This is a genomic window from Streptomyces sp. NPDC043812 (genome assembly GCF_056436245.1).
In genome coordinates this window covers 97,117-119,689 of sequence record NZ_JBWKCY010000018.1, presented here as the reverse complement: position 1 = coordinate 119,689, position 22,573 = coordinate 97,117, and the positions used below count along the sequence as shown (strand labels likewise).

General features: G+C 67.8%; 20 protein-coding genes, 1 tRNA gene and 1 pseudogene. 13 read left to right on the top strand and 9 right to left on the bottom strand.

Annotated elements, in window-relative coordinates; genetic code table 11:
- Nucleotides 1-50: 50 nt before the first annotated feature.
- The 4 genes from AC067Z_RS25715 (at nt 51) to AC067Z_RS25700 (ending at nt 3,393) form a co-directional block, all read left to right on the top strand.
- The gene (locus tag AC067Z_RS25715) at nt 51-626 is read left to right on the top strand and encodes a TerD family protein (RefSeq protein WP_478791956.1); all 576 of its coding nucleotides are present in this window, start codon (nt 51-53) and stop codon (nt 624-626) included.
- Between the two features lie 130 nt (nt 627-756).
- Entirely contained in the window at nt 757-1,332 is a 576-nt protein-coding gene (locus AC067Z_RS25710; protein ID WP_478791955.1) for a TerD family protein, read from the top strand.
- Nucleotides 1,333-1,403: 71 nt separating this feature from the next.
- A complete protein-coding gene (locus tag AC067Z_RS25705) occupies nt 1,404-2,546 on the top strand; it encodes a DUF475 domain-containing protein (RefSeq protein ID WP_478791954.1) in 1,143 nt (380 codons plus the stop codon).
- A gap of 109 nt (nt 2,547-2,655) precedes the next feature.
- On the top strand, nt 2,656-3,393 hold the full coding sequence (locus tag AC067Z_RS25700) for a TerD family protein (protein WP_478791953.1): 738 nt from the start codon (nt 2,656-2,658) through the stop codon (nt 3,391-3,393).
- A 22-nt stretch (nt 3,394-3,415) separates the two neighbouring features.
- Here the strand turns inward: AC067Z_RS25700 and AC067Z_RS25695 are convergent, their stop codons facing one another.
- Entirely contained in the window at nt 3,416-4,216 is an 801-nt protein-coding gene (locus tag AC067Z_RS25695; protein ID WP_478791952.1) for a TerD family protein, read from the bottom strand.
- Nucleotides 4,217-4,428: 212 nt separating this feature from the next.
- On the opposite strand from AC067Z_RS25695, the gene AC067Z_RS25690 reads away from it, so the two are divergent.
- From AC067Z_RS25690 to AC067Z_RS25680, 3 genes are read left to right on the top strand one after another with little or no spacing between them, the layout of a single operon-like run.
- On the top strand, nt 4,429-5,592 hold the full coding sequence (locus AC067Z_RS25690; protein ID WP_478791951.1) for an HpcH/HpaI aldolase/citrate lyase family protein: 1,164 nt from the start codon (nt 4,429-4,431) through the stop codon (nt 5,590-5,592).
- A complete protein-coding gene (locus tag AC067Z_RS25685) occupies nt 5,592-8,030 on the top strand; it encodes a phosphoribosyltransferase (RefSeq protein WP_478791950.1) in 2,439 nt (812 codons plus the stop codon). Before AC067Z_RS25690 ends, AC067Z_RS25685 begins: the two co-directional genes overlap by 1 nt.
- A complete protein-coding gene (locus tag AC067Z_RS25680; RefSeq protein ID WP_478791949.1) occupies nt 8,027-8,839 on the top strand; it encodes an HAD family hydrolase in 813 nt (270 codons plus the stop codon). The genes AC067Z_RS25685 and AC067Z_RS25680 overlap by 4 nt, the downstream gene beginning before the upstream one ends.
- A gap of 399 nt (nt 8,840-9,238) precedes the next feature.
- Here AC067Z_RS25680 and AC067Z_RS25675 read toward each other — a convergent pair whose 3' ends face one another.
- Nucleotides 9,239-9,889 (bottom strand): DedA family protein, encoded by a 651-nt coding sequence (locus tag AC067Z_RS25675; protein ID WP_478791948.1) that lies wholly within the window; start codon nt 9,887-9,889, stop codon nt 9,239-9,241.
- 110 nt (nt 9,890-9,999) lie between these two features.
- Between AC067Z_RS25675 and AC067Z_RS25670 the strand changes: the two genes are divergently transcribed.
- On the top strand, nt 10,000-11,139 hold the full coding sequence (locus AC067Z_RS25670; RefSeq protein ID WP_478791947.1) for a sensor histidine kinase: 1,140 nt from the start codon (nt 10,000-10,002) through the stop codon (nt 11,137-11,139).
- Nucleotides 11,130-11,774 carry a response regulator transcription factor gene (locus AC067Z_RS25665; RefSeq protein ID WP_478791946.1) on the top strand — a complete coding sequence of 215 codons (645 nt, stop codon included), beginning with the start codon at nt 11,130-11,132 and terminating at the stop codon, nt 11,772-11,774. Before AC067Z_RS25670 ends, AC067Z_RS25665 begins: the two co-directional genes overlap by 10 nt.
- A gap of 68 nt (nt 11,775-11,842) precedes the next feature.
- Here the strand turns inward: AC067Z_RS25665 and AC067Z_RS25660 are convergent, their stop codons facing one another.
- The 4 genes from AC067Z_RS25660 to AC067Z_RS25645 form a co-directional block, all read right to left on the bottom strand.
- On the bottom strand, nt 11,843-12,064 hold the full coding sequence (locus AC067Z_RS25660; protein WP_478791945.1) for an FmdB family zinc ribbon protein: 222 nt from the start codon (nt 12,062-12,064) through the stop codon (nt 11,843-11,845).
- A 9-nt stretch (nt 12,065-12,073) separates the two neighbouring features.
- Nucleotides 12,074-12,649 (bottom strand): DUF4383 domain-containing protein, encoded by a 576-nt coding sequence (locus AC067Z_RS25655; RefSeq protein WP_478791944.1) that lies wholly within the window; start codon nt 12,647-12,649, stop codon nt 12,074-12,076.
- A gap of 145 nt (nt 12,650-12,794) precedes the next feature.
- Nucleotides 12,795-14,162 carry a hypothetical protein gene (locus AC067Z_RS25650; protein WP_478791943.1) on the bottom strand — a complete coding sequence of 456 codons (1,368 nt, stop codon included), beginning with the start codon at nt 14,160-14,162 and terminating at the stop codon, nt 12,795-12,797.
- Between the two features lie 76 nt (nt 14,163-14,238).
- Nucleotides 14,239-15,036: a DUF4097 family beta strand repeat-containing protein gene (locus tag AC067Z_RS25645; RefSeq protein ID WP_478791942.1), complete on the bottom strand. Its 798-nt coding sequence runs from the start codon at nt 15,034-15,036 to the stop codon at nt 14,239-14,241.
- Between the two features lie 200 nt (nt 15,037-15,236).
- Between AC067Z_RS25645 and AC067Z_RS25640 the strand changes: the two genes are divergently transcribed.
- A tRNA-Val gene (locus AC067Z_RS25640) sits at nt 15,237-15,311 on the top strand.
- A 133-nt stretch (nt 15,312-15,444) separates the two neighbouring features.
- Here AC067Z_RS25640 and AC067Z_RS25635 read toward each other — a convergent pair.
- The 3 genes and pseudogenes from AC067Z_RS25635 to AC067Z_RS25625 all read right to left on the bottom strand — a co-directional run.
- Nucleotides 15,445-15,810: a DUF4209 domain-containing protein gene (locus AC067Z_RS25635; RefSeq protein ID WP_478791941.1), complete on the bottom strand. Its 366-nt coding sequence runs from the start codon at nt 15,808-15,810 to the stop codon at nt 15,445-15,447.
- On the bottom strand, nt 15,714-16,634 hold the full coding sequence (locus AC067Z_RS25630; protein WP_478791940.1) for a hypothetical protein: 921 nt from the start codon (nt 16,632-16,634) through the stop codon (nt 15,714-15,716). Before AC067Z_RS25630 ends, AC067Z_RS25635 begins: the two co-directional genes overlap by 97 nt.
- A 341-nt stretch (nt 16,635-16,975) precedes the next feature.
- Nucleotides 16,976-17,620, bottom strand: a pseudogene (locus AC067Z_RS25625) (site-specific integrase); the annotation flags it as partial.
- A 1,223-nt stretch (nt 17,621-18,843) separates the two neighbouring features.
- Here AC067Z_RS25625 and AC067Z_RS25620 point away from each other — a divergent pair.
- From AC067Z_RS25620 to AC067Z_RS25610, 3 genes are read left to right on the top strand one after another with little or no spacing between them, the layout of a single operon-like run.
- Complete coding sequence (locus AC067Z_RS25620; RefSeq protein WP_478791939.1) at nt 18,844-21,180, top strand: ATP-binding protein; 2,337 nt, start codon at nt 18,844-18,846, stop codon at nt 21,178-21,180.
- Nucleotides 21,173-21,526: a cupin domain-containing protein gene (locus tag AC067Z_RS25615; protein ID WP_478791938.1), complete on the top strand. Its 354-nt coding sequence runs from the start codon at nt 21,173-21,175 to the stop codon at nt 21,524-21,526. Before AC067Z_RS25620 ends, AC067Z_RS25615 begins: the two co-directional genes overlap by 8 nt.
- Complete coding sequence (locus AC067Z_RS25610) at nt 21,523-22,512, top strand: arginine beta-hydroxylase, Fe(II)/alpha-ketoglutarate-dependent (RefSeq protein ID WP_478791937.1); 990 nt, start codon at nt 21,523-21,525, stop codon at nt 22,510-22,512. The genes AC067Z_RS25615 and AC067Z_RS25610 overlap by 4 nt, the downstream gene beginning before the upstream one ends.
- Nucleotides 22,513-22,573: the final 61 nt, after the last annotated feature.

Below are 22,573 nucleotides of genomic sequence, written 5' to 3'. Positions count from 1 at the left end.
ACAGGAACGCACCACGGGGGCGCTGCCCCTGAACACCAATGGAGGGACTCGTGGGAGTCAGCCTCAGCAAGGGCGGCAACGTCTCGCTGACCAAGGCCGCGCCGAATCTGACCGCGGTAACCGTCGGTCTGGGCTGGGATGTCCGGACCACCACCGGCACCGACTTCGACCTCGACGCCAGCGCCCTGCTGACCAACAGCGAGGGCAAGGTCGCCACCGACGGCAACTTCGTCTTCTTCAACAACCTCAAGAGCCCCGACGGATCCGTCGAGCACACCGGTGACAACCTCACCGGTGAGGGCGAGGGCGACGACGAGCAGATCAAGGTCAATCTGGCCTCGGTGCCCGCCGACGTCGACAAGATCGTGTTCCCGGTCTCGATCTACGAGGCCGAGAGCCGCCAGCAGTCCTTCGGCCAGGTACGCAACGCCTTCATCCGCGTGGTGAACCAGGCCGACAACAACGAGCTCGCGCGCTACGACCTCAGCGAGGACGCGTCCACGGAGACCGCCATGGTCTTCGGCGAGCTCTACCGCAACGGCGCGGAGTGGAAGTTCCGCGCCATCGGCCAGGGTTACGCCTCGGGCCTGCGCGGCATCGCGCAGGACTTCGGTGTGAACGTCTGAGCCACGGCACGTATCCATGTCCGGCGCCGCACTGTTTGGTGCGGCGCCGGACGCGCCACGGGCCCTGATCCGGCCGGCCGCACCCCGCAGTACATCGCACGGCACGTCACCAAGGGGAGGACACACCATCATGGGCGTCACGCTCGCCAAGGGAGGCAATGTCTCCCTCTCCAAGGCCGCTCCGAACCTCACGCAGGTCCTCGTGGGGCTCGGCTGGGACGCGCGCTCCACCACAGGAGCGCCCTTCGACCTCGATGCCAGCGCTCTGCTCTGCCAGAGCGGACGCGTCCTCGGCGACGAGTGGTTCATCTTCTACAACCAGCTCAAGAGCCCCGACGGTTCCGTCGAGCACACCGGTGACAACCTCACCGGTGAGGGCGACGGCGACGACGAGTCCCTCCTGGTGGACCTCTCGAAGGTGCCGGCCACCGTCGACAAGATCGTCTTTCCGGTCTCCATCCATGACGCCGACAACCGCGGCCAGACGTTCGGCCAGGTCAGCAACGCGTTCATCCGCGTGGTCAACCAGGCCGACGGCCAGGAGCTCGCGCGCTACGACCTCAGTGAGGACGCCTCCACGGAAACCGCGATGATCTTCGGCGAGCTGTACCGGTACGGCGGCGAGTGGAAGTTCCGAGCGGTGGGGCAGGGGTACGCGTCGGGACTGCGGGGCATCGCTCTAGACTTCGGGGTCAACGTTTCGTAAAGCCGCGTGCGGCGCGGGGGAGACCCTCCCTCAGGCTTCGCCCGGGGGACCAATACACGATTGGGTAGCCAGTGGTTCTGAAAACCTTCGGCTGGTCGTTCGCCATCACGGCGCTCGGCCTCGCATTCGCAGCCTGGCAGTGGGGCTGGGAGGCGTTCGGGATCGTACTGATCCTGTCGATCCTCGAGATCTCGCTGTCCTTCGACAACGCGGTCGTCAACGCCGGCATCCTCAAGAAGATGAATGCCTTCTGGCAGAAGATCTTCCTGACGGTCGGCATCCTGATCGCAGTCTTCGGTATGCGACTGGTCTTCCCCGTCGTGATCGTCGCCATCAGCGCCAAGGTCGGGCCGATCGAAGCGGTCCAGCTCGCCCTGGACGACCCGAACCAGTACGAGGCCCTGGTCACCGACGCCCACCCGGCGATCGCCGCGTTCGGTGGCATGTTCCTGCTGATGATCTTCCTCGACTTCATCTTCGAGGAGCGCGAGCACAAGTGGCTGGCGTGGCTGGAGCGCCCGCTCGCCAAGCTCGGCAAGGTCGACATGCTGTCGGTCTGCATCGCCCTGATCATCCTTCTGGTCACCGCGATCACCTTCGCGACCCACGCACACACCAGCACCGGGCACGCCGACAAGTCGGCCACGGTGCTCCTGTCCGGCGTCGCCGGCCTGATCACCTACCTGGTCGTCGGCGGCCTCTCCGGCTACTTCGAGGACAAGCTCGAGGAAGAAGAGGAACGCGAGCACGAGGAGGAGGAGAAGGCCAAGCGCGAGGGCAAGCAGATCTCCGCCGTCGGCCTCGCCGGCAAGGCCGCGTTCTTCCTGTTCCTGTACCTGGAAGTGCTCGACGCGTCGTTCTCCTTCGACGGCGTCATCGGCGCGTTCGCCATCACCAACCACATCTTCTGGATGGCGCTGGGCCTGGGTATCGGCGCCATGTACGTCCGGTCGCTCACGGTCTACCTGGTCCGCCAGGGCACCCTCGACGACTACGTGTACCTGGAGCACGGCGCGCACTACGCGATCGGTGCGCTCGCCGTCATCCTGCTCATCACCATCCAGCACGAGATCAGCGAGATCATCACCGGCCTCATCGGTGTCGTCCTGATCGCCGCCTCCTTCTGGTCCTCGATCCGGCGCAACAAGGCGCTCGAGGCCGCCGAGGGAAATGACTCCTCGGACGACAAAGCCGGGGTGTCCTCCGGGGTGTGACACCCTCCGCGAGGAGGGAACGCTCTGAACGGGGCGGTCGCGAGGTTCCTGAGCCTCGTGGCCGCCCCGCTGCATGTGGTGGGGTACGACGGACCGAGTGGGGTGGGGCATGGCCTTCTGGGACAACATGTTTCGGGGGAGGGCTGCGCAGTTCGACTCCGGCAGCGCGGCGAGCAACTCGATAGAGCTGACCAAGCGGCATCCGACGGTCTCGCTCACCAAGCAGGGCGCGGCCACCGGCAATCTGCGCGTCAACCTCTCCTGGCGGATGCGCACCTCCGACATCGAGGGGCGCTCACGGCAGAGCGGACGACTGCTGAGGCACCCGTTCAAGCTCTTCCAGCCCGATGTGGTCCAGGCCCACACGCAGGGTGTGGTCAATGTGGACCTCGATCTCGGCTGTCTCTACGAGCTGACCGACGGCAGCAAGGGCGTCGTCCAGCCGCTCGGCAGCTTCTTCGGCAGCCTGAACGAGGCACCGTACGTACGCCTCAGCGGCGACGACCGGTTCGGCGCCCCCTCCGGCGAGACGATCTACGTCAATCTCGACCACCGGGACGCGATAAAGCGCCTGCTGTTCTTCGTCTACATCTACGACCAGACGCCCGCGTTCGACCGCACGCACGCCCACTGCACGCTCTACCCGAGCAACGGCCCGCGGGTGGAGATCGAACTGGACGAGCGCGCGCCCCAGGCCCGTTCCTGCGCGGTGTTCTCCGTGGAGAACGTCAAGGGCGAGCTGATCGTGCGCCGAGAGGTGAAGTTCGTCTACGGCTTCCAGGCGGAACTGGACCGGCTCTACGGCTGGGGGTTGCAGTGGGGACGGGGCTACAAGAGCCGCGTGTGAACCGCTCGCGGCGACCGGCTGCTCAGTGGCGCAGGAACTGCGGGCCCATCGGGGGCAGCCGGAAGTTCGGGTCGGGTGCTCCCGCGGCCGCGGGAGCCGACTGCGGATATCCGTATCCCGAAGCGGCCGGAGCCGTCTGCGGGACGGGCGGTGCCGCGTGCGGGTAGCCGTAGGCGGGACGCGTCGCATCGGAGGGCGGGTAGCCGTATGCGGGCACGGCGGCGGTGGGCGCGGCTGCCGGGGACGCCGCCTCGGGCTCGGACGACGGCTCCGCGGCCGCCTCCGCCTCGTCGACCGAGATGCCGAACGCGGTGGCGAGCCCGACCAGCCCGGTCGGGTAGCCCTGGGCTACGGCGCGGAACTTCCAGCCGTCCCCGCGCCGGTACAGCTCGCCGCAGATGATCGCCGTTTCCTCGCCGGTCTCCGGCCGCACGTCGAACACGGCCAGCGGCTCACCGGCACCGGAGGCGTCGTGCAGCAGTATCCGCAGGTCACGAACGTGCTCGAAGGTGCCGCCGTCCGAGGAGGCGGCGATCACGACCTGATCGACGGAGGAGTCCAGTGCCGCAAGATCCGCCTCGACCGTGTCCGTCAGATGCTCGGCGACGCGCTTCTTCGGAAGCCGCCGCACCAGCCCCGAAGGATGGCGCGGCTGGTTGTAGAAGACGAAGTCCTCGTCGGAGCGCACGCGGCCGTCGGGGCCGAGCAGCAGGGCCGAAGCGTCCACGTCGGGGACCCCGGCACCCGGGGTCCAGCGCAGCACGGCCCGTACAGCCGTGGCATCGAGAGGGACGTTCGAGCCCTTCAGCATCGCGTGCGTCATGCCCGTCATCCTGCCTGCCCGAGGGTGCCCGGGACAACGCGGGGGCCTGTTCCGGGCGCCCCGTGACGCCGGCCGGACCATTGGGCGGCACGAGTGAGAAGCAGACGAGTTACCTGAATTTCATGCACTTGGGGAACTCTTGACACCTGGCCTTACGTACTATTACCGGCCACATCGTTGTCCTGGCCGTCGAGGCAGTACGGGGGAGTCACATGCGTCATTTCGGGCATATCCCGCCCGCTGTCCAGGCGAAGCTCTTCCACCGGCAGCCGAGCGAGTTCGGTGCGGACTCACCGGCCAGGATGCTCGCCGCCGCCCTGGGCGCCACGCTCTACAGCCCGGCCACCCGGCCGCACCTCGCCGACGACATCGTCAAGCAGGCCGCGCGTGGCGTCGTGTCCATGGTGCTGTGCCTGGAGGACTCCATCGCCGACGCGGACGTGGACGCGGCCGAGGCCAATCTCGTCCTCCAGTTCGCCGACCTCGCCACCCGCGACACGGAGCTGCCGCTGCTCTTCGTGCGCGTCCGCCACCCGGAGCAGATTCCCGACCTGGTGTCACGGATGGGGCCCACGGGACGGCTGCTGACCGGATTCGTGCTGCCCAAGTTCACCGAGGAACGCGGCGTCCCCTTCCTGGAGGCGCTCACCGGTGCCGAGACCGCGTGCGGCCGCCGGCTGTTCGCGATGCCCGTCCTGGAGTCGCCCGAGCTGCTCTACCTGGAGAGCAGGAACGACACGCTCGCCGGTATCGTCCGCACCGTCGACAAGTACCGCGAGCGCGTCCTCGCCCTGCGGCTCGGCGTCACCGACTTCTGCTCCGCCTACGGCCTGCGCCGCTCGCCCGACATGACGGCCTACGACGTACGGATCGTCACGTCCGTCATCGCCGACGTGGTCAACGTCCTCGGCCGCTCCGACGGCACCGGCTTCACCATCACGGGCCCCGTGTGGGAGTACTTCCCGACCCAGGAGCGCATGTTCAAGCCACAGCTGCGCCGCAGCCCCTTCCTCGAAGGGAGCGCCGAGGAACTGCGCACCGCCCTGATCGAGCACGACATGGACGGACTGCTGCGCGAGATCGAGCTCGACCGGGCCAACGGCCTGCTCGGCAAGACCTGCATCCACCCCTCCCACGTGCTGCCCGTCCACGCCCTGTCCGTGGTCAGCCACGAGGAGTACAGCGACGCCCGGGACATCCTGCGCCCCGAGCGGGACGGCGGCGGGGTGCTGCGCTCCGCGTACACGAACAAAATGAACGAGGTGAAGCCGCACCGCGCCTGGGCGGAGCGGACTCTGCAGCGCGCCGAGGCCTTCGGCGTCGCCCGGGAGGACGTGGGCTTCGTGGACCTGCTGACGGCAGGGCTCACCGACTGATGACGGAGGAATCGAACGACGTGGTGTGGTCGGGAAGCTGGGTCGCCGAGCGGCTCGGAGTCGGGTTCGAGGGAGACACACGACTCCCGGAGCTGCTGGGCCTGGCCCTGCGCCGCAACCCCAAGCGGGCCCATCTGCTCGTCTCGAACGTGCTGGGCAAGCATGTTCCGCAGAGCCCGCGGCTGGTCTGGCGCGCCGGATACGACCTCGGTCTGCGTGTACGGGACCTGCTCGGCACGGCCGAATCGGCCCGCGCCGTCGTCCTCGGCTACGCGGAGACCGCAACCGGCCTCGGGCACTCGGTCGCCGACGGCGTCGGCCTCGCGCCCTACCTGCACTCCACCCGCCGCCCCGTCGACGGCGTCGCCACCGCGGGCGGCTTCGAGGAGTCCCACTCGCACGCCACCTCGCACCTCCTGCTGCCCGAGGACCCGGCCCTGCTCGCGGGCGCAGGCCCGCTCGTCCTCGTCGACGACGAGTTCTCCACCGGCAACACCGTGCTCAACACCATCCGCGATCTGCACGAGCGCCACCCCCGCGCGCGCTACGTGATCGTCGCCCTCGTCGACATGCGCTCCGAGCAGGACCGGCAGCGGTTCGCCGCGTTCGCCGGGGAGATCGGCGCCCGCGTGGACCTGGTGGCCATGGCGTCGGGGACGGTCCGCCTCCCCGACGGCGTCCTGGCGAAGGGACAGGCGCTGGTCGCCGCGTACGAGAGCGCGGACCATGCACCCGCCCCGGCCGACGGGCCGCACACGCGGGTCGACCTCGCCTGGCCCGCCGGCGTACCCGACGGCGGCCGCCACGGCTTCACCCCCGCCCATCGCCTCGCGCTGGAGACCGCCCTGCCCGGCATGGCGGCGCAGCTCACCGATGCGCTGGGGGACGCGCGCCGTGTCCTCGTCCTCGGCTTCGAGGAGCTGATGTACGCGCCGCTGCGACTCGCCGCCGCCCTGGAGCGCACCGCGGCCGTGCCCGAGGTGCGGTACTCCACCACCACCCGCTCGCCCGTCCTCGCCGTCGACGACCCCGGCTACGCGATACGCACCCGGCTGGTCTTCCCCGCCCACGACGACCCGGCCGACGGCCCCGGCGAGCGCTACGCCTACAACGTGGCGGGAGCGGGCTTCGACGCCGTCGTCGCCGTCGTCGACTCGGCCGCCGACACCCCCGCACTGCACGGCCCGGACGGCCTGCTCGCCCAGCTGGCCGCGCACACCCCGCACGTGGTGCTCGCCGTCGTCCCCTCGTACGTACCCCAGGCATTCCCGGCACCCTCCGCTCCCGAAAGGGCCTCCATGCTGCCCGAGCCGCTCCGCGGTCCCGCCTTCTCGTCCTACGCGCCCGACGAGGTCGGCTGGCTGCTCCAGGACCTCTCGGACGTGCGGCTCGAAGCGCCGACGGAGGAGCGCGAGGAGGCGATACAGAGCGGCGGCGCGCACTACGCCGAGTCGCTGCCCGTCGAGTACCAGCCGAGCGAGCAGTACCAGCAGCTGTTCAAGGCGGCCCTGGAGACGTCCGCGGCCCGGATCGCCCGTGCCGTCGGCGCCGTCACCGAGACCGTGCTCGCCGAGAGGTCCTCCCGCCCCGTCCTCGTCTCCCTGGCCCGCGCCGGCACGCCCGTCGGCGTCCTGATGCGGCGCTGGGCGCAGCACCGCCACGGCCTCGACGTCCCGCACTACGCCGTGTCCATCGTGCGCGGCCGCGGCATCGACACCAACGCGCTGCGCTGGCTCGCCGCCCACCACGACCCCGCGGACGTCGTCTTCGTCGACGGCTGGACCGGCAAGGGCGCGATCACCCGCGAACTGGCCGAAGCGCTGCGGGAGTTCGACGGTTTCGACCCCGAGATCGCGGTCCTCGCCGACCCCGGCGGCTGCGTCCGCACCTACGGCACGCGTGAGGACTTCCTCATCCCGTCCGCCTGTCTCAACTCCACCGTCTCCGGCCTCATATCCCGCACCGTGCTCCGTGCGGACCTGGTCGGTCCCGACGACTTCCACGGCGCGAAGTTCTACCGCGAACTGGCCGGCTCCGACGTCTCCGGTCACTTCCTCGACACCGTCGCCGCCCGCTTCGACGAGGTCGCGGACGACGTCGACGCCGACGTCAAGGAACTCCTCGCCGCCGACCGCGCCCCCACCTGGGAGGGCTGGGCGGCCGTCGAGCGGATCAGCGACGAGTACGGCATACACGATGTGAACCTCGTCAAGCCGGGCGTCGGCGAGACCACCCGCGTACTGCTGCGCCGCGTCCCCTGGAAGATCCTCGCCAAGCACGGTGCGGGCGCCGACCTCGACCACGTACGCCTGCTCGCCGAGCAGAGAGGCGTACCGGTGGAGGAGGTCGACGAACTCCCCTACACCTGCGTCGGGTTGATCCACCCCAAGTACACCCGGGGAGCAACCGGCGCCGGCGGCAAGGCGGTGTTGGCATGACCGTCCTCGTCGCCAGCGATCTCGACCGCACGCTGATCTACTCCAGCGCCGCACTCGCGCTCACCACTCCCGACGCCGAGGCGCCCCGGCTGCTCTGCGTCGAGGTGCACGAGCGCAAGCCCCTGTCGTACATGACCGAGACGGCCGCCGGCCTGCTCGCGCGGCTCACCGAGGACACCGTCTTCGTCCCCACGACCACCCGCACCCGCAAGCAGTACCAGCGCATCAGCCTGCCCGGCACCGAGCCGGAGTACGCGATCTGCGCCAACGGCGGGCATCTCCTCGTCGACGGCGTCAGCGACCCCGACTGGCGAGGGTCGGTCGCGGTCCGTCTCGCCGACGAGTGCGCGCCGCTCGCCGAGATCCGCGCCCACCTCGCGGCCACCGCGGACCCGGCGTGGCTGCGCAAGGAGCGGGTGGCCGAGGACCTGTTCGCCTACCTCGTCGTCGAACGGCCGCTGCTGCCCGAGAGCTGGGTCAAGGACCTGGGCGGCTGGGCCGAGGAACGGGGCTGGTCGGTCTCCTTGCAGGGCCGCAAGATCTACGCCGTGCCGAAGCCGCTCACGAAGAGCGCCGCGGTCCGCGAAGTGGCCCGCCGCACCGGCGCCCGCCTGACGCTCGCGGCCGGCGACTCGCTGCTCGACGCCGACCTCCTGCTTGCGGCGGACCGCGGCTGGCGCCCCGGCCACGGCGAACTGGCGGAAGCGGGCTGGACGGCCCCGCACATCGAGTCGCTCCCGCACCAGGGCGTGGCGGCGGGCGAGGAAATCCTCCGGCGCTTCGGCACGGAGGCGCGCGCGGCCCACTAGGCCCTGTCCGGGCGGTCTTCCCGGGCCCGCGACGCGGGCTACGGCTCCTCACCCCCCCGGCCGGGTGGGGGTCCCCTGGCGGAGCCCGGGGGAGTGTCGCCATGCTGTGTTGTCGGGAGTCGCCGAAGTACGTTCAGTACGGGGACGCTCTCCCCATCCTGGCGGCCAGGGTGGGGGTCCCCGGCGGAGTCAGTGCCCCACCGCCCTGCGATACGTCCCCTCGGCCCTGGTGGCCGGGAGGCCCATGCATCTGGCGCCCGGGGGCTGATCCTCGAAGATCGCCCGGACAGGACCTGGGCCTGTCCGGGCGGGTATGCCCGGCGGATCAGGGCCGGACGTGTCCCGGCCCGCGCGGGCCGGCGGGTGCGGGCGCACCCGCCGCGCCCCCCGCCGGCTCCGTCAGCCCCGCCGCGCCCCCGCCCCCGGCTTCAGCACTCGCACCGTCAGGAACACCAGCACCGCCACACCCGCGCACGCCAGCACCGCCTTCGAGTACGCCGACACGTACCCCGTCACTTCCTCCCACCTCTCGCCCAGCGCGTACCCCGCCAGCACGAACACCGTGTTCCAGATCGCGCTGCCCAGCGTCGTCAGCGCCACGAACAACGGCAGCCGCATCCGCTCCACCCCGGCCGGCACCGAGATCAGCGAACGGAACACCGGGATCATCCGGCCGAAGAACACCGCCTTCGGCCCGTGCCGCACGAACCACGCCTCCGTGCGCTCGATGTCCGTGACCTTCAGCAGCGGCAGCTTCGCCGCGATCGCCACCGTACGGTCGCGGCCCAGCAGCGCCCCGATCCCGTAGAGAGCCATCGCGCCGATCACCGACCCCGCCGTCGTCCACAGCAGGGCCGCCAACAGGCCCATCCGTCCCGTGCCGGCCGCGAAGCCCGCCAGCGGCAGGATCACCTCACTGGGGATGGGCGGGAAGAGGTTCTCCAGGGCGATGGCGATGCCCGCGCCCGGGGCGCCCAGGGTGTCCATCAGGCCGGTGACCCACCCCGGCGCGCCGCTGCTGTCGATGCCGCTGCTCGTAGCGCTGCTCATGGCGTGAACGCTAGGCAGCCGAAGCTGAAGGCACCCTGAAGGCCGCCGCACACATCCTTGCGGTTTTCCGCAGTGTGCCGGGCACGGTCCGTTGAGTAGCGTGGCCGATCATGAGGAAGCTCGCGGGCAGAGGCATACGGTACGCGGCGGGACTCACGCTCGGAGCCGTGACCGCCGTCGCCCACCTGCTCGGCATGCTGCTCGCGGGCGTCGTCCTGCTGCCGGTCGTCGCCTGGCCGCGCGGCCGACGCGCCGCACAGCGGACGCTGGGCACGTACGCGGCGCGCCTCGCGGACCTGGAGCGCGGCAGGCTCGACCGGTTCCTGGACACCCGCATCTCCCCTTCCTACGGAAACGAACGCGCCGCACGCTATGTCCTGGCCCGCTGGCCGCTGGGTCTCCTCGGCGGGCTCGTGGTGTTCTGCGTGCTGGTCGGCCTGCTCTACGTCGGCTACGCCCTCCTCGGCTGGCTGCTCGTCGACCTCACCTACCCCTGGGCCGTGGCCGGAACCGGCCTGGCCGGCCTCTTCCTCGTTTTCCTGGCGGTGCAGGGCATGGTGGGAACCGCACTGCTCGAAGGCGCACTCGCTCGCCGACTCCTCGGCCCCAGTCATCAGGACGAGTTGGAGCGGCGCATCACCCAACTGGCCACCAGCCGCGCCGAGATGATGGACGCCGTGAACGGCGAACGCCGCCGTATCGAACGAGACCTCCATGACGGCGTCCAGCAGCGCCTCGTCGCCCTCGGGATGCTCCTCGGCCGCGCCCGCCGCAGCCGCGACCCCCACACAGCGGACCAACTCCTGCGCCAGGCCCACGAGGAGAGCCGCCGCGCCCTCACCGAACTGCGCGAGGTCGCCTGGCGCGTCTATCCGACCGTGCTCGACGAGGCCGGTCTGCGCACCGCGCTGGAGACCGTCGCCGAACGCACTCCGCTGCCGGTGCGCCTCGCCTGCGACCTCGGCGACGAGCCCGCGCAACCCGTGGCGACCGTCGCGTACTTCGTCGTCTCCGAGGCCGTCACCAACGTGGTGAAGCACTCGGGAGCCACCCGCATCGACGTGCGTCTGGAGCACGACGGTGCCCGCCTGCGGCTCCGCGTCGAGGACGACGGCACCGGCGGCGCCGACCCGGCGGGCGGCGGGCTGACGGGCCTGGCGAGCCGGGTGACCGCTCTCGACGGCCGGTTCGGGGTGCACAGCCCGGCCGGCGGACCCACTGTGATCACTGCGGAGCTGCCGTGCGCGTAATCCTGGCCGAGGACTCGACCCTGCTGAGGGAGGGGCTGGTGCGGCTGCTCGCCGAGGAGGGCCACGAGGTGACGGCGGCCGTCGGCGACGCCGAACAGCTCCTCGCGGCGGTGGCGGCCGACCCGCCGGACGTGGTCGTCGCGGACGTACGCATGCCGCCCACGCACACCGACGAGGGCCTGCGCGCCGCGCTGGAGATCCGCCGCAGCCGCCCGGAGGTCGGGGTCCTGGTGCTGTCCCAGTACGTGGAGAAGCGGTATGCCACCGAGCTCCTCACATCCGACCGCGGCGGCGTCGGCTACCTCCTCAAGGACCGGGTGGTGCAGATCGACGAGTTCCTGGACGCCCTGGAACGGGTGGCGCGCGGGCAGGCGGCGTTCGATCCCGACGTCGTACGGCAGATCCTGGTCCGCAGCACCCGCACCGATCCCCTGTCCCGGCTGACGGCACGGGAGAAGGACGTGCTCGGCGAGATGGCGCAGGGACACACCAACGCGGCCATCGCCTCCCGGCTGCACGTGTCGCAGAGCGCGGTCGAGAAACACATCAACGCGATCTTCGACAAGCTCGAACTGACGGGGACGACCGGCTATTCGCGCCGGGTGCTTGCGGTGCTGCGGTACCTGGGCTCGTAGCGTCCGGTGGGTCGCGGGCCGGATCGCACGCGAGGCGGCCCAGCCGGCGGGCGCACAGGGGGGCGCCGTCAGGCGCAGCAGCCGCCCCCGCAGCAGCCACCGCCACCGCCGCCGCCCGGCGCGGGTGCGGGGCCTGCAGACCGCGCGCTGCCGACGGCAACGGCGGACAGCAGCTTCACCGTGTCGTCATGCCCGTCCGGGCAGCTCGCCGGCGCGGACGACTCGGCCATCGGACGGCTCACTTCGAACGTGTCGCCGCAGGTCCGGCAGCGGAATTCATAACGAGGCATGCGCTCAGGCTACCGGGGCTGCCCCGGCTGCGGTGCCGCCAGTTCACGCCGGCGCCGGGCGCGCTGCTCGCGCTCGGCCTCCTCGGGGTGGCGGGCCTTCCAGTACGGGTTGTCGTGCGGCAGCGTCGCACTGACCCGCCCGTACATCCCGAAGAACATCAGCATCACGCCCACCACAAAGCTGAACATCACGTTCTGGATGCGGAAGGCGAGTGGATTGAAGCTGCGGTCGAGCAGGGCGAGGTTCACGAAGCCGCTGAGGATGAACAGCACGCCCAGCACCATGTTCAGGGTGGACGCGATGTTGCCGCCGATCACCATGCCGACGAAGAGCAGCAGCCCGACGCAGATGGACAGGACGCTCAGCGCGCCGTTGGTGTTGAGGCCGCCGACGGTGTCGCCGCGGGTGTCGAAGAAGCCGATCCGGTCGATGAGGCCCAGGATGCCGAACGCGACCAGCACGAGCCCCATCAGCCCTGCGCCGATGCGGTAGAACAGGCTCAGCTTGTGGTCGACGGGCAGATGCTCGTCGAGCCTGATGCGGCGCTTCCCGGCTCCGGTGTGGTGCAGTACGTGTCCGGCCATGGTTGGCCCCCTTCGTACCCGAGCGTTCGTACCCTGCCTGCGTGTCCGGCTCCCTCCCAGGATCCGCCCGGCCGCGCGACACGACAACGGGACGCCGGTCCGGCACCCCGCGGCCCCGGTGTGCCCCGGGGCGTCCGGGGTCGGCTCAGTGGCCGGCGCCGCGCTCCTCGCGGATCTGCTCGACCACGTGGGCGACCGTCCGACGGACGGCCTCCGTCTCCTGCAGGAAGTGCCAGTAGTCCGGGTGGCGCCCCTCCAGACCGCCGACTGCCCGGTCCAGCCGTGCGACGGAGTCGTCCAGCGGACGCGCGTGGCGCGGATCCGGGGTGTTGCGCCCGGCCATGGCCAGGCGCTGGGCGTCGCGGATCGTGAACCGGGTCCGGTCGATCTCCTGTTGGGGGTCCTTCGCGACGGCGTTGAGCCGCTGGAGCCGGTCACCGGCCGCCGAAACGGCCTCGTCCGTGGCGTTCAGCAGGGCGCGCACGGTGCTCAGCAGAGCCGTCGCATCCGGCCAGCGCTGCTCCCCGCGTGCCTTCCCGGCCTCCTTCAGCTTCTCCTCGGCCTGGCGGACGCCGGTCGCCGCCTGCTCGGGCACGGGCTGCAGGTCCTGCCAGCAGTCGACCGTGAACCGCCGACGCAGCTCGCTGAGCACGGGCTCGACGTTCGCGGCACGGGTCGTCAGGGCCTGCGCGCGGGTGCGCAGCGACACGAGGCGCTTGTCGATCTCGGCGGCGCGCTCGGGCAGCCGCTCGGCCTCGGCCCGCACGGCCTCGGCGTCGCGCAGCACTCCGTCGGCCCGCTGGAGGGTCTCGGCGACGCCGTGCCGGCCGGCGCCCTCGTTGAGCCTGGTCAGCTCGGGGCCGAGAGCGGCGAGCCGGGCGGCGAGATCGTCTGCTCGCAGTCCGGAGCTGCGCACCGAATCGAGAGCATTGCTCGCGGAAAGGAGCGCCTGTCGCGCACGCTCGACGGCCGGGGCGAGCCGGGCGAGCTGCGTCTCCGCCTTGTCGAGCAGCGGCCCGAGCCCCTGCTCGAACCGGTCCAGCTCGCTCTTGACCCGCACCAGCTCGTCCTTGGCGCGGACCAGCTCGGTCCGTGCATGCGCGGCGACCGACGCCTCAAGATCGTCCCGATCCAGGTCATGGGCGTCGACGGCGGTGATGTACGCGTGGCTCACCTCGTCGATACGACGCCCCAGCGCGGCGAAGTCGTCGATCGCACGGCGCGCCCCCGGCGAACTGTCCACGGCGGTGATCGTCTCGATCGAGATCCGCAGATCACGCTGGGCGGTGTCCAGTTCGTAGAACGCGGCGGCGGCGTCGTCCTTCGCAGCCTGGGCCGCGGCGCGCTGGCTCTCCCCGCGCCCACCGCCGAACCAGCGCCTCGTCCCGCCGCCGGCGAAGGAGCCGGCGAGCGCGACGGCGAGCAGCGGCACGGGAAGGAGCACCAGCCCCAGCACGTCCCGGACGGCGTTCGCTCGTGCCTTGTGGTGCGGCCGCGCGTGTCTCGCCGTCACATCCCTCTCCCGTGCTGTGTCCGCCCTGCCCGTTCCCGGTCAATACTCCCACCAGAAGGACGAACACACGGGGCTGTTAGTTCGCGCTGCGCACCACGACTTTGCCGTTGTCGCTGCGCGCCTTGACGATATGCCTGCTGTCGTCGTCGGTGGGCACGGCGATGTCGACGTCTCCGTTGTCACTCTTGGCGGCGACGGCGTACGGCGCGCCCGCGGCGGGCAACTCGATGTCGATCTGCCCGTTGTCGCTGACGGTCTCGACCCGGTCGGGCGCGGCGCTGAGCCCGAGCCGCACGGACCCGTTGTCGGAGGTGGCGACGACCGAAGGGGAGCTGACCCGCTCGGTCACGATCCGCCCGTTGTCGCTCTCGAGCTCCAGCGGCCCGCTGGAGTCGCGAACGGTCACCTCGCCGTTGTCCGCCGTGATCTTCAGGGCGGTGGTGAACCCGCCGGCGGTGACGCTCCCGTTCCCGTCCTTGACGGTGACGGCGACGCCCCGCGGCACCTTGACCGTGTGCCGGGACTCGCAGTTACTGGCGACGGCGTCGCACTCCACCTCGAGACTGAGGGTGCCGTCCTCCAGCTTCCACGAGGGGTCGGGGCCGCTCCCGAACATGACCCACCCGTCGACCTGCCGCGTGACCTGCACATCCTTGATGTCGGCGGGCACGATGTCGAGGTCGGAGTTCCCGCTGTCGACGGTCAGTGTGTCCCCGCTGAAGGCGAACGCCTTCCGCTCAACAGGAGCCTCCCCGGCATCGGCACTCCCGCACCCGGTGACCCCGGCCCCGACGAGGACGACACCGAGGACGGCGAGTGCGATGCGGGCGCGGGGGTGGCTGTACTGACGCTGACGGCGGTGGCTCTCGGTCATGGTGATCGTTCCCCCAGGTGTGGCTCAGGCTGATGCGCTCACGCTACGAGCCCACGGCCCGGCCATCGATGCGGCGACCCACCGGGTCGGGGGTGGGGATATCCCCCGGGGTGGCACCGCGGGGGATACCCCCCGGGCGGCATCGCCGGAACGGTTTGGAGGTGGGTGGTGGGTGCCATGTAGGCTGTGCGTTCATCCACGGGTGCGTAGCTCAGGGGTAGAGCGCTGCTCTTACAAAGCAGATGTCGGCGGTTCGAAACCGTCCGCGCCCACCAGCCAACACGCCCCCGCAGTGAGTCCGCTGCGGGGGCGTTGACGGTAGAAGGTGACGGCAGTCGTCACCCGCAGTCGCTCCTGACGAGCCCTGCGGCGGAGCGCCGGCGGCCGAGGTTATGCCTTCGTCGGTTCTTATTCCTCGGACTCGGCTGGTCCCAGCGTCCAGAGGTAGACCACGCACTGGAACAAGATCGCGGCTCCAGGAGAGCCGACTTCATCGATGAATCCGTGCGCCAGTTCATTCCGAAGGTTCCACCCGCCAGTCGGGTTCCCGCAGATGGTCAAAATGTTGCGGTACCAAGATTCATCGAGATTCTTTTCCCGAAGGGTTTTGAGTAGGGCCCCCAACCCAGGGTACTGACCCGGCTTCTCGTCTCTCTGCAAGCGATAGACGCCCGCGTCTAGGGAGAGGATAGGTTCCGAGCGAGAGTTTCGATCTTGGGGGCAATTGTGAATGTAGCCCCCTCGGTATCTCCCGACCAATACCGAATAAAGCATCGGGCGATAGATCTTGCAAGCTCTGAGGTGGTTAGAGGTCCTTGGTTGAAAAACTCTGTTAGCTCATCCTCTGTCGGGATTCCATGGGCATCGGCAACCTTGTGCAACGCAGTAGCCAAGAGGGGTGCCATGTGTTGCAGAGCGAAGGACTCCTGTCGGGCCAAGCACATCTCTATGACGTCTTCGTCGCTCTTGGGCGAAAATCTTGGCAGTCCATCTGCGCCGAGTAGTTCATGTGTAGCCAAATGAACGAGTGGCGCGTTCCTTGCGAACTCCTCGACGCGCTTCCTTGTATTTTCAATAGTGCCTACGGCTGGGCAGTAGGCGAAAGCAAACGCCATCAACGCTTCACGCCAGTCAGCGCACTCCGCGACAGGCTTGAAGTAGTTCTCGAACTGCTCCCTACTGATTGCGCTGGACGCGGTGAATGAGGCAAGCCCAAGGTCCTCGTGGCGTGTCTTCTGAAGCGCTGACGCCGCACGTTCGATCAGATCGGGCTTGGCGGACCCGTGGGCGCGCTCAAGTGCCTTCTCGATGTGGCCCACCTTTACGATGCCCGCCGCTACTTCGGCTGCGTCCAGCCACAGTTGAACACGGGCGGCGTGAGCCGATTCGCGTTCGTCGTCCCTAGATATCTGTACGATAAGGGCGAGGAGATCGTCGCGAATAATTGGGGATTCATAAGCCTCTGCGGCGGCATCGAGGGCTGCGCGAATCTTCTCAGGGGAAATAGATTGCTCGCTTACTAGGGGGCGCAGGAGGCGTAGGGCAACACCCGGCGCATCAGGATCCTGGGAAATTACGCGCTCTGCGGTTGCGAGCATCTCGTTGGCCGCTTCGGTGGCTGTGTCCTTGTCTCCGAATCACCTGCACTCGCCATTTTCCGTCATTCGCCACGACCTGCACCTGATAGGAAAGTGCCCAGGCGGCGGCTCGGCGCATTATGGTTTCGGGTTCGCCGCCGTCCAGAGTTCCCTCGTGCTCACTTATGGGAATCCGCTCATTAAATGCTCTCTTTGCTTTGAATGAGCTGCTGGCTGTTGCAACCTCATCGATCCAGCCAGCTATCAGAGACAGGTACCCGTCGTCACTGTGCATGCACACAGTGTGCAGGGCGTGACCTGATCACATCCACCTGTTTACAGCTGCGGAGAAACGATGAGCGTCAGCGTAGGGGACACCTCTTCGCGGGGTGCGCCGCGAAGAGTGCCCCGGATCTCGCCCCCTTATCAAGAAGCCGGTCCATGTGCCCCATAGCCTCGCGGCGATTGGCGTCGGACACATGCGCGTAGATGTTCATCGTGACGGCGATCTGTGAGTGCCCAAGAATCTCCATCACGACTCGGGCTGGCACACCTGCAGCGAACAGCAAAGTGGCGCATCCGTGCCGGGCGTCGTGCAGCCGGATGCGGGGGAGCCTTGTGTCATCTGAGATGCGCTCGAACGATCGGCTTAGGTTCCTCGGCTCCACTGGACGTCCGGTGCGAGTCGTGAACACGTAGTCACTGTCGTGCCAGCTCTGCCCGGTGGCGAGGCGTTGCGCGGCCTGGCGCAGCCGCTGCCATCGCAGCGGAGCCACGCACATCAGCGGGATGGGGATGACTCGAGTCCGGCGGTTCTTCGTCGTGTCCTCGTACAGCTCCCTCTGCACCCGCTGGAGCTGATTCCGCACAGTAAGCGTGCGGCGCGCCAAGTCGATGTCTGACCAGCGCAGCCCGAGGATCTCTCCGCGGCGCAGCCCAAGAGCCACTGCCAGAACGAACGCCGTGTACAGCGGATCCTTCCTCGTGGCCTCCAGGAAGGTCGTCGTCGCGCACCATGTCAGATGCCCCGCCCGCATGCCCCGAGTGCGAGTTGAAGGCCGGCAGCTTCGTCCTCTGTGCCCGGGAGGACGATGGCGCGCGAGCCTGTCGCATCCTGTGGTGCTGCTCCGGCCGGCACGTCTGGTGGAAGTGGGCGGACCGTCCGGACGACCCTCTGGAGCCTCGCCCCCACCCACAACTGTTCCGGTCCTGACATCTAAGGCTGACATCAACGATGGGTCCGCATCCCCGAGTGAGCCGGCACGGCAGTCGGAGCTCCGGGTGCACGTGGGGCAGAGGGCCAGCGGCCGAACTTGTAAGGCGGGGTCGCCGGTTCGAACCCGACAGGGGGCTCCAGCCATCGAGCCTGGGGATCTTCGGCGTTCAGGCCCGATGCCCGGAGCGGATGATCGCGGGCGGGCCGCCAAGCGCGGTAAGAATTTCTCTACTTCATCAAGGCCCGCGCGGCGCGGGCGCGCGCCGCCGGGCGGGCCACGACAGGACGTCATCTGCGGTCACAAGACGACGCCTCCGGCGGGGGGCCGGCCAGCACTGGAGGCCGAGGGCGCCGTCGCCGGGCGCAAGTTCGTGGGTGATGAGCGGTGGGAAGCCTTCCGTCCCGCACACCATCGACCCAGGCAGAGCCTGCGCGATGCCGAACTAGTATTGCGCTTCTTCACTCTCGCCGAGGACATTACGCACCAGTCCACCTCAGACACTCACGAAATTCTCGCGAAGGAAGAACAACTCTTCAACCGAACTGGCAAGATGTCGAGCGTCATTCGTAGATTCGCTCGAAAAATGCCTCACCTCTTTCGGCAACGAATCCTTCAAGATCGGAGACTCGCATTGCATTGACTCGGCAGACCGGTCGACGGCAGTTGAGCCGCGGTCATAGCGGCGCGGGCCCACGACCCAGGGCGGTTGAGATCCATCCAGACCCAACGATCGCAGGCGCCTCAAGTTCCACGAACAGCATCACGAGACGCTAACGATCAACGTAGCCACCCGCGGTGGCGAGACCTTGACGCATCAACCCAAAGCTGCTTCCCTCTTGGCTATAGAAATCCTTCACATCGGATCAGTGAATCGCAGCTTCACGTCAGCACGTCGAGGCAGCAAGGCAGGGCCCGCGCCATAGACCGTCGCAGCGGGCCACGGCAACATAATTGTCGTACGAAAATCTCCCCCATTGATAATGGTGATCACGCAGCCGTAAGGCGCCGTTTCGGTGAGGTCGATCCTGAAGATGATGTGGGCGGCATTCCTCAGGCAGCTCGTCAGGCATTGGCTCGTTCCCGGCCTGAGCGCGGTGGCGGTACTCGTCGCGGCATTGCTGTGGATGCCGAGCCTCGTAGAGTGGATCAACCTGCCTTGGAATCTCCCCGGTGCCACTAGCGTGGCATCATGGCTCGATGACTGGGGCCCGATCGGCGCAACAATCACCACGTTCGCCCTCGTGTCGGCAGTTCGGGAACAGTGGGCCGCAGGTGCTACTGCCGGGCTGGCCGCCCGAATACGTCAGCTCCCGCTGCCAGTCACGGACTTCGTCGGGCGGTGGAACGAGATCCGTCAAGTGTCCCGTTGGCTCAGGAATGCGCAGCAAGGACCGCGCATTGTGATTATCAGTGGACATGGCGGCGTCGGCAAGACCACCCTGGCGAACCATCTGGGGCAGACGGTCGACAAGCGGTTCGCTGGCGGTGTCGTCTGGCTTGATCTCCGCGAATATCAGATCGACGCCAGCGCATTGGGCGATCTGCTGCGCGATCTTGGTGTGGACGCCCTCAACATCCCCGTGACACACGACGCGCAGGCGCGCTTGCTCCGCCACATCACGTCCAGCAGCAACATCCTTTTCGTCTTCGACAACGTCACCCGGGAGTCTCAGGTCCGGTCGATGCTGCCGATTGGCAAGGGCAACGCGGTGATCATAACGAGCCGCTCGCAGCTGAGCGCAATACCTTCCGCATACCGAATTAATCTGGAGATCTTCGACGCAGAAACCGCGGTCTTCTTTCTGCAACAATCGTCAATGAAAACCATCGAGGCTTCCACCGCTGCGGAAATCGCCAGATGCTGCGGATATCTCCCCCTGGCACTGCGGATCGCAAGCGCGAAACTTGCCACGGCGTCCCATTATACTCCCGCGCTTCTCGCCACTCAACTGGCCAACGAGCACCGGCGCCTCGCCGAGTTACAGACCGGCGATCTCAACATTCAGGCGAGCGTGAACATCAGTTTCGACATACTGTCGGAAACACAGAAACGAGCATTCCTGCTCAGCTCCCTGATCGAGACGCAGACCATTCCAGTGTGGTCTCTGCAAGTGATGGTGGGATTGTCCGAGCGCGACTGTCAGTCCGTCATCGATGATCTGGAGGACGCCGGGCTTGTGACCCGCCTGCGCCGCAGCGCAGGCGATCAGGATGATTTCACCTTCCACGACCTCGTCCGAGCCTACGCAAGGGAGAAATTCTCGGAAACCATGCCCGCGCGTGCCGGCGATGCAGCGATCGAGGCATATTTGCGCCGGTACTGTGACTTGGCGGCACTGGCGGCCATCACGCCGGGCTTCGGGTTACCCGGGGAACTCAACTACACGGCAACATGGCGACTCGCCGGTAAACCGGTGACGGTGGACAGCGCCGTCAGCCTGTCGAGAAACGGCCTGGCATGGTTCGAGGCTGAGATTTCCCGACTCGTCGACGCCATCGGCCAGGCCGTCAACCGCGGCATGCCCGAATTCGCCGTCCGGCTGGCCGGGGCGATTCCCGACTTCCTCGAACTGCATCAAATGCACATCCTCTGGGAGGCTAGTCATCAGCTGGCGATTGAGGCGTCCGATCACGTGGACGATCCATTCTGGAAGGCGCTCATCACCCGAAATCTCGGCCTGCTGCGCTGGTACCAGGGTCAGCTGACCGAAGCCGAGCAACTGCTGTCGGCGAGCCGGGACACCTTTGTAGAGCTGGGCTATCTGCACAGCGCCGCGCTTGCTTTCCGGGATTTGGGGCTCGTGCGCATCCACCTCGGCGACATCGCTACTGCACTGACCGACTGGGCACACGCTCTCCGGCTGATGCGCGAGATCGGTGACAGACACGGCGAGGCCGCAATTCTCAGGGAGTTCGGCTTGGAGCACCTGCGGCAGGAGCGCCCCCTTGCGGCGCAGCGGGTCTTCAGGTGCTGCCTCGCCACGTTCGAGCCGATGGAATGTAAGTGGTGCATCGCCATCACCGTTGACGGCCTGGCTAAAGCAAGTATCGGTCTAGGGGACCTCGAAGCCGGCCTCAAGCACTTCGCGCGAGCTCTGGAGATCTATTCACAGCTGAACGTCAAGGGCTCCCAGGCAGATGTCCTTGACTCGATGGCAATGGCCTACTCCGCCGCCGGGGACGTCGCGTCTTCAGCCGGTGCCTTCGAACAGAGCGTGGCGATACGTCAAGAGCTTGGTGACCCACAGGCGCGGACGCGGACAGTTCGTTCCTATCTCGAAATGCTGCAGTCACACGGGCGGCGGGCCGAAGCCCGCCGGGTCGAGTCACGGATGGTGAGTTATGGGTGAACTGGAACCAGTCGTCAAGCGGCTCGTTGACGAATGCCGCACCACTGCGTTCGAGCAGGAGCACGTCTTGCCTTGGCCGATCGGGGAGATTCCTCCGTTCGGGGCGATGACGTGCTGCATTGCTCCGAGCTCGCGATGCGCGCCAGACAAACACAACCAAAGTGAGCTGATCTTCATCTATCGCGGGTACGGCGAGTCAGATATCGAAGGTGTGCGGTCGTCGATCTCGCAAGGCGACATCATATATATCCCCCGGCAGATGGAACACACCTTCATCAACCTGAGCGAAACTGAGGACCTGGCTTTCTTTTCGGTCTGGTGGCCACGCGTGGAGCCCGTGGCATGACACGCTCCCTTGAGATCCCCCAGCTGACTCTAAGCGACCCAGAGGTCGCGTCGGTGAATTCCCTTATTCAGGAGATGGCCGAGCGGTACTCGTCGGCAGATCATCCTGATTTTCTCCGGGCCGCCAGGGTCTGGTCCGGTGAGTTGCCGCGCGGGCCGAGGCTGTTTCTCGAAGGGTTCAGGCTCGGTGACCGGTTTCCGGCGTGCATTATTGCGGGCTACCCGATCGCCGATGCCGCGTTGGGACCGTCCCCGCTGGACGGTACCAAGTCACGCAGAAGGACCGATGCCGAGAAGGCTGTCGAGTTCTTCTCGGTGCTCCTGAGTTCGCTGCTCGGCGACGCCTTCGCCTGGCGGCTGCAGCATAACGGGGCCCTCATCCATGATCTAGCCCCACGGCGGGAGCACCAGAACATACGTTACGGCACGGGCAGCAAGGCGAATCTCAACTGGCATACCGAGGATTCGTTTCATCCGTGCCGGGCGGACTACCTGGCCCTTTTCTGTTTGCGTAACCCCAATAGAGCGGCCACCATCCTGGGTCACCTGGCTGCCGACCTGCTGGCACCATCGCACCAGCAAGTGCTGAGTGAGCCCATATTCACGTTCGTGCCGGATCCATCCTACTTGGAGGACGGCCCTGAATCCGGACCACCATCCGATCTTGGAGGGGTGCTGTACGGTGATCCGATAGACCCGTACTTCCGCTTCGACCAGGCCTATATGCACCCGCCTGCGGACAATCCACTTGCCTCGGCAGCGGTCGAGTCCGCCAAACTCAACGTCGATGCAGGCCTGGCCGAGGTGGTCCTCGACGCAGGCGAGTTCCTGGTGCTTGACAACCGCCGCGCAGTGCATGGCCGGTCCTCGTTCGAGGCCAGGTACGACGGTACCGACCGCTGGCTGAAGCGAATTCATATTACCAGCGACCTGAAGCGTTCACGGCATCTGCGCCTTTCCGCCGATAATCGGGTGATTCAATGGTGACTCGATGCAGCCAGGGTGTATACGCTCAACGGCTCTGTCCCGTAATCGGTGGGGCCGGTAT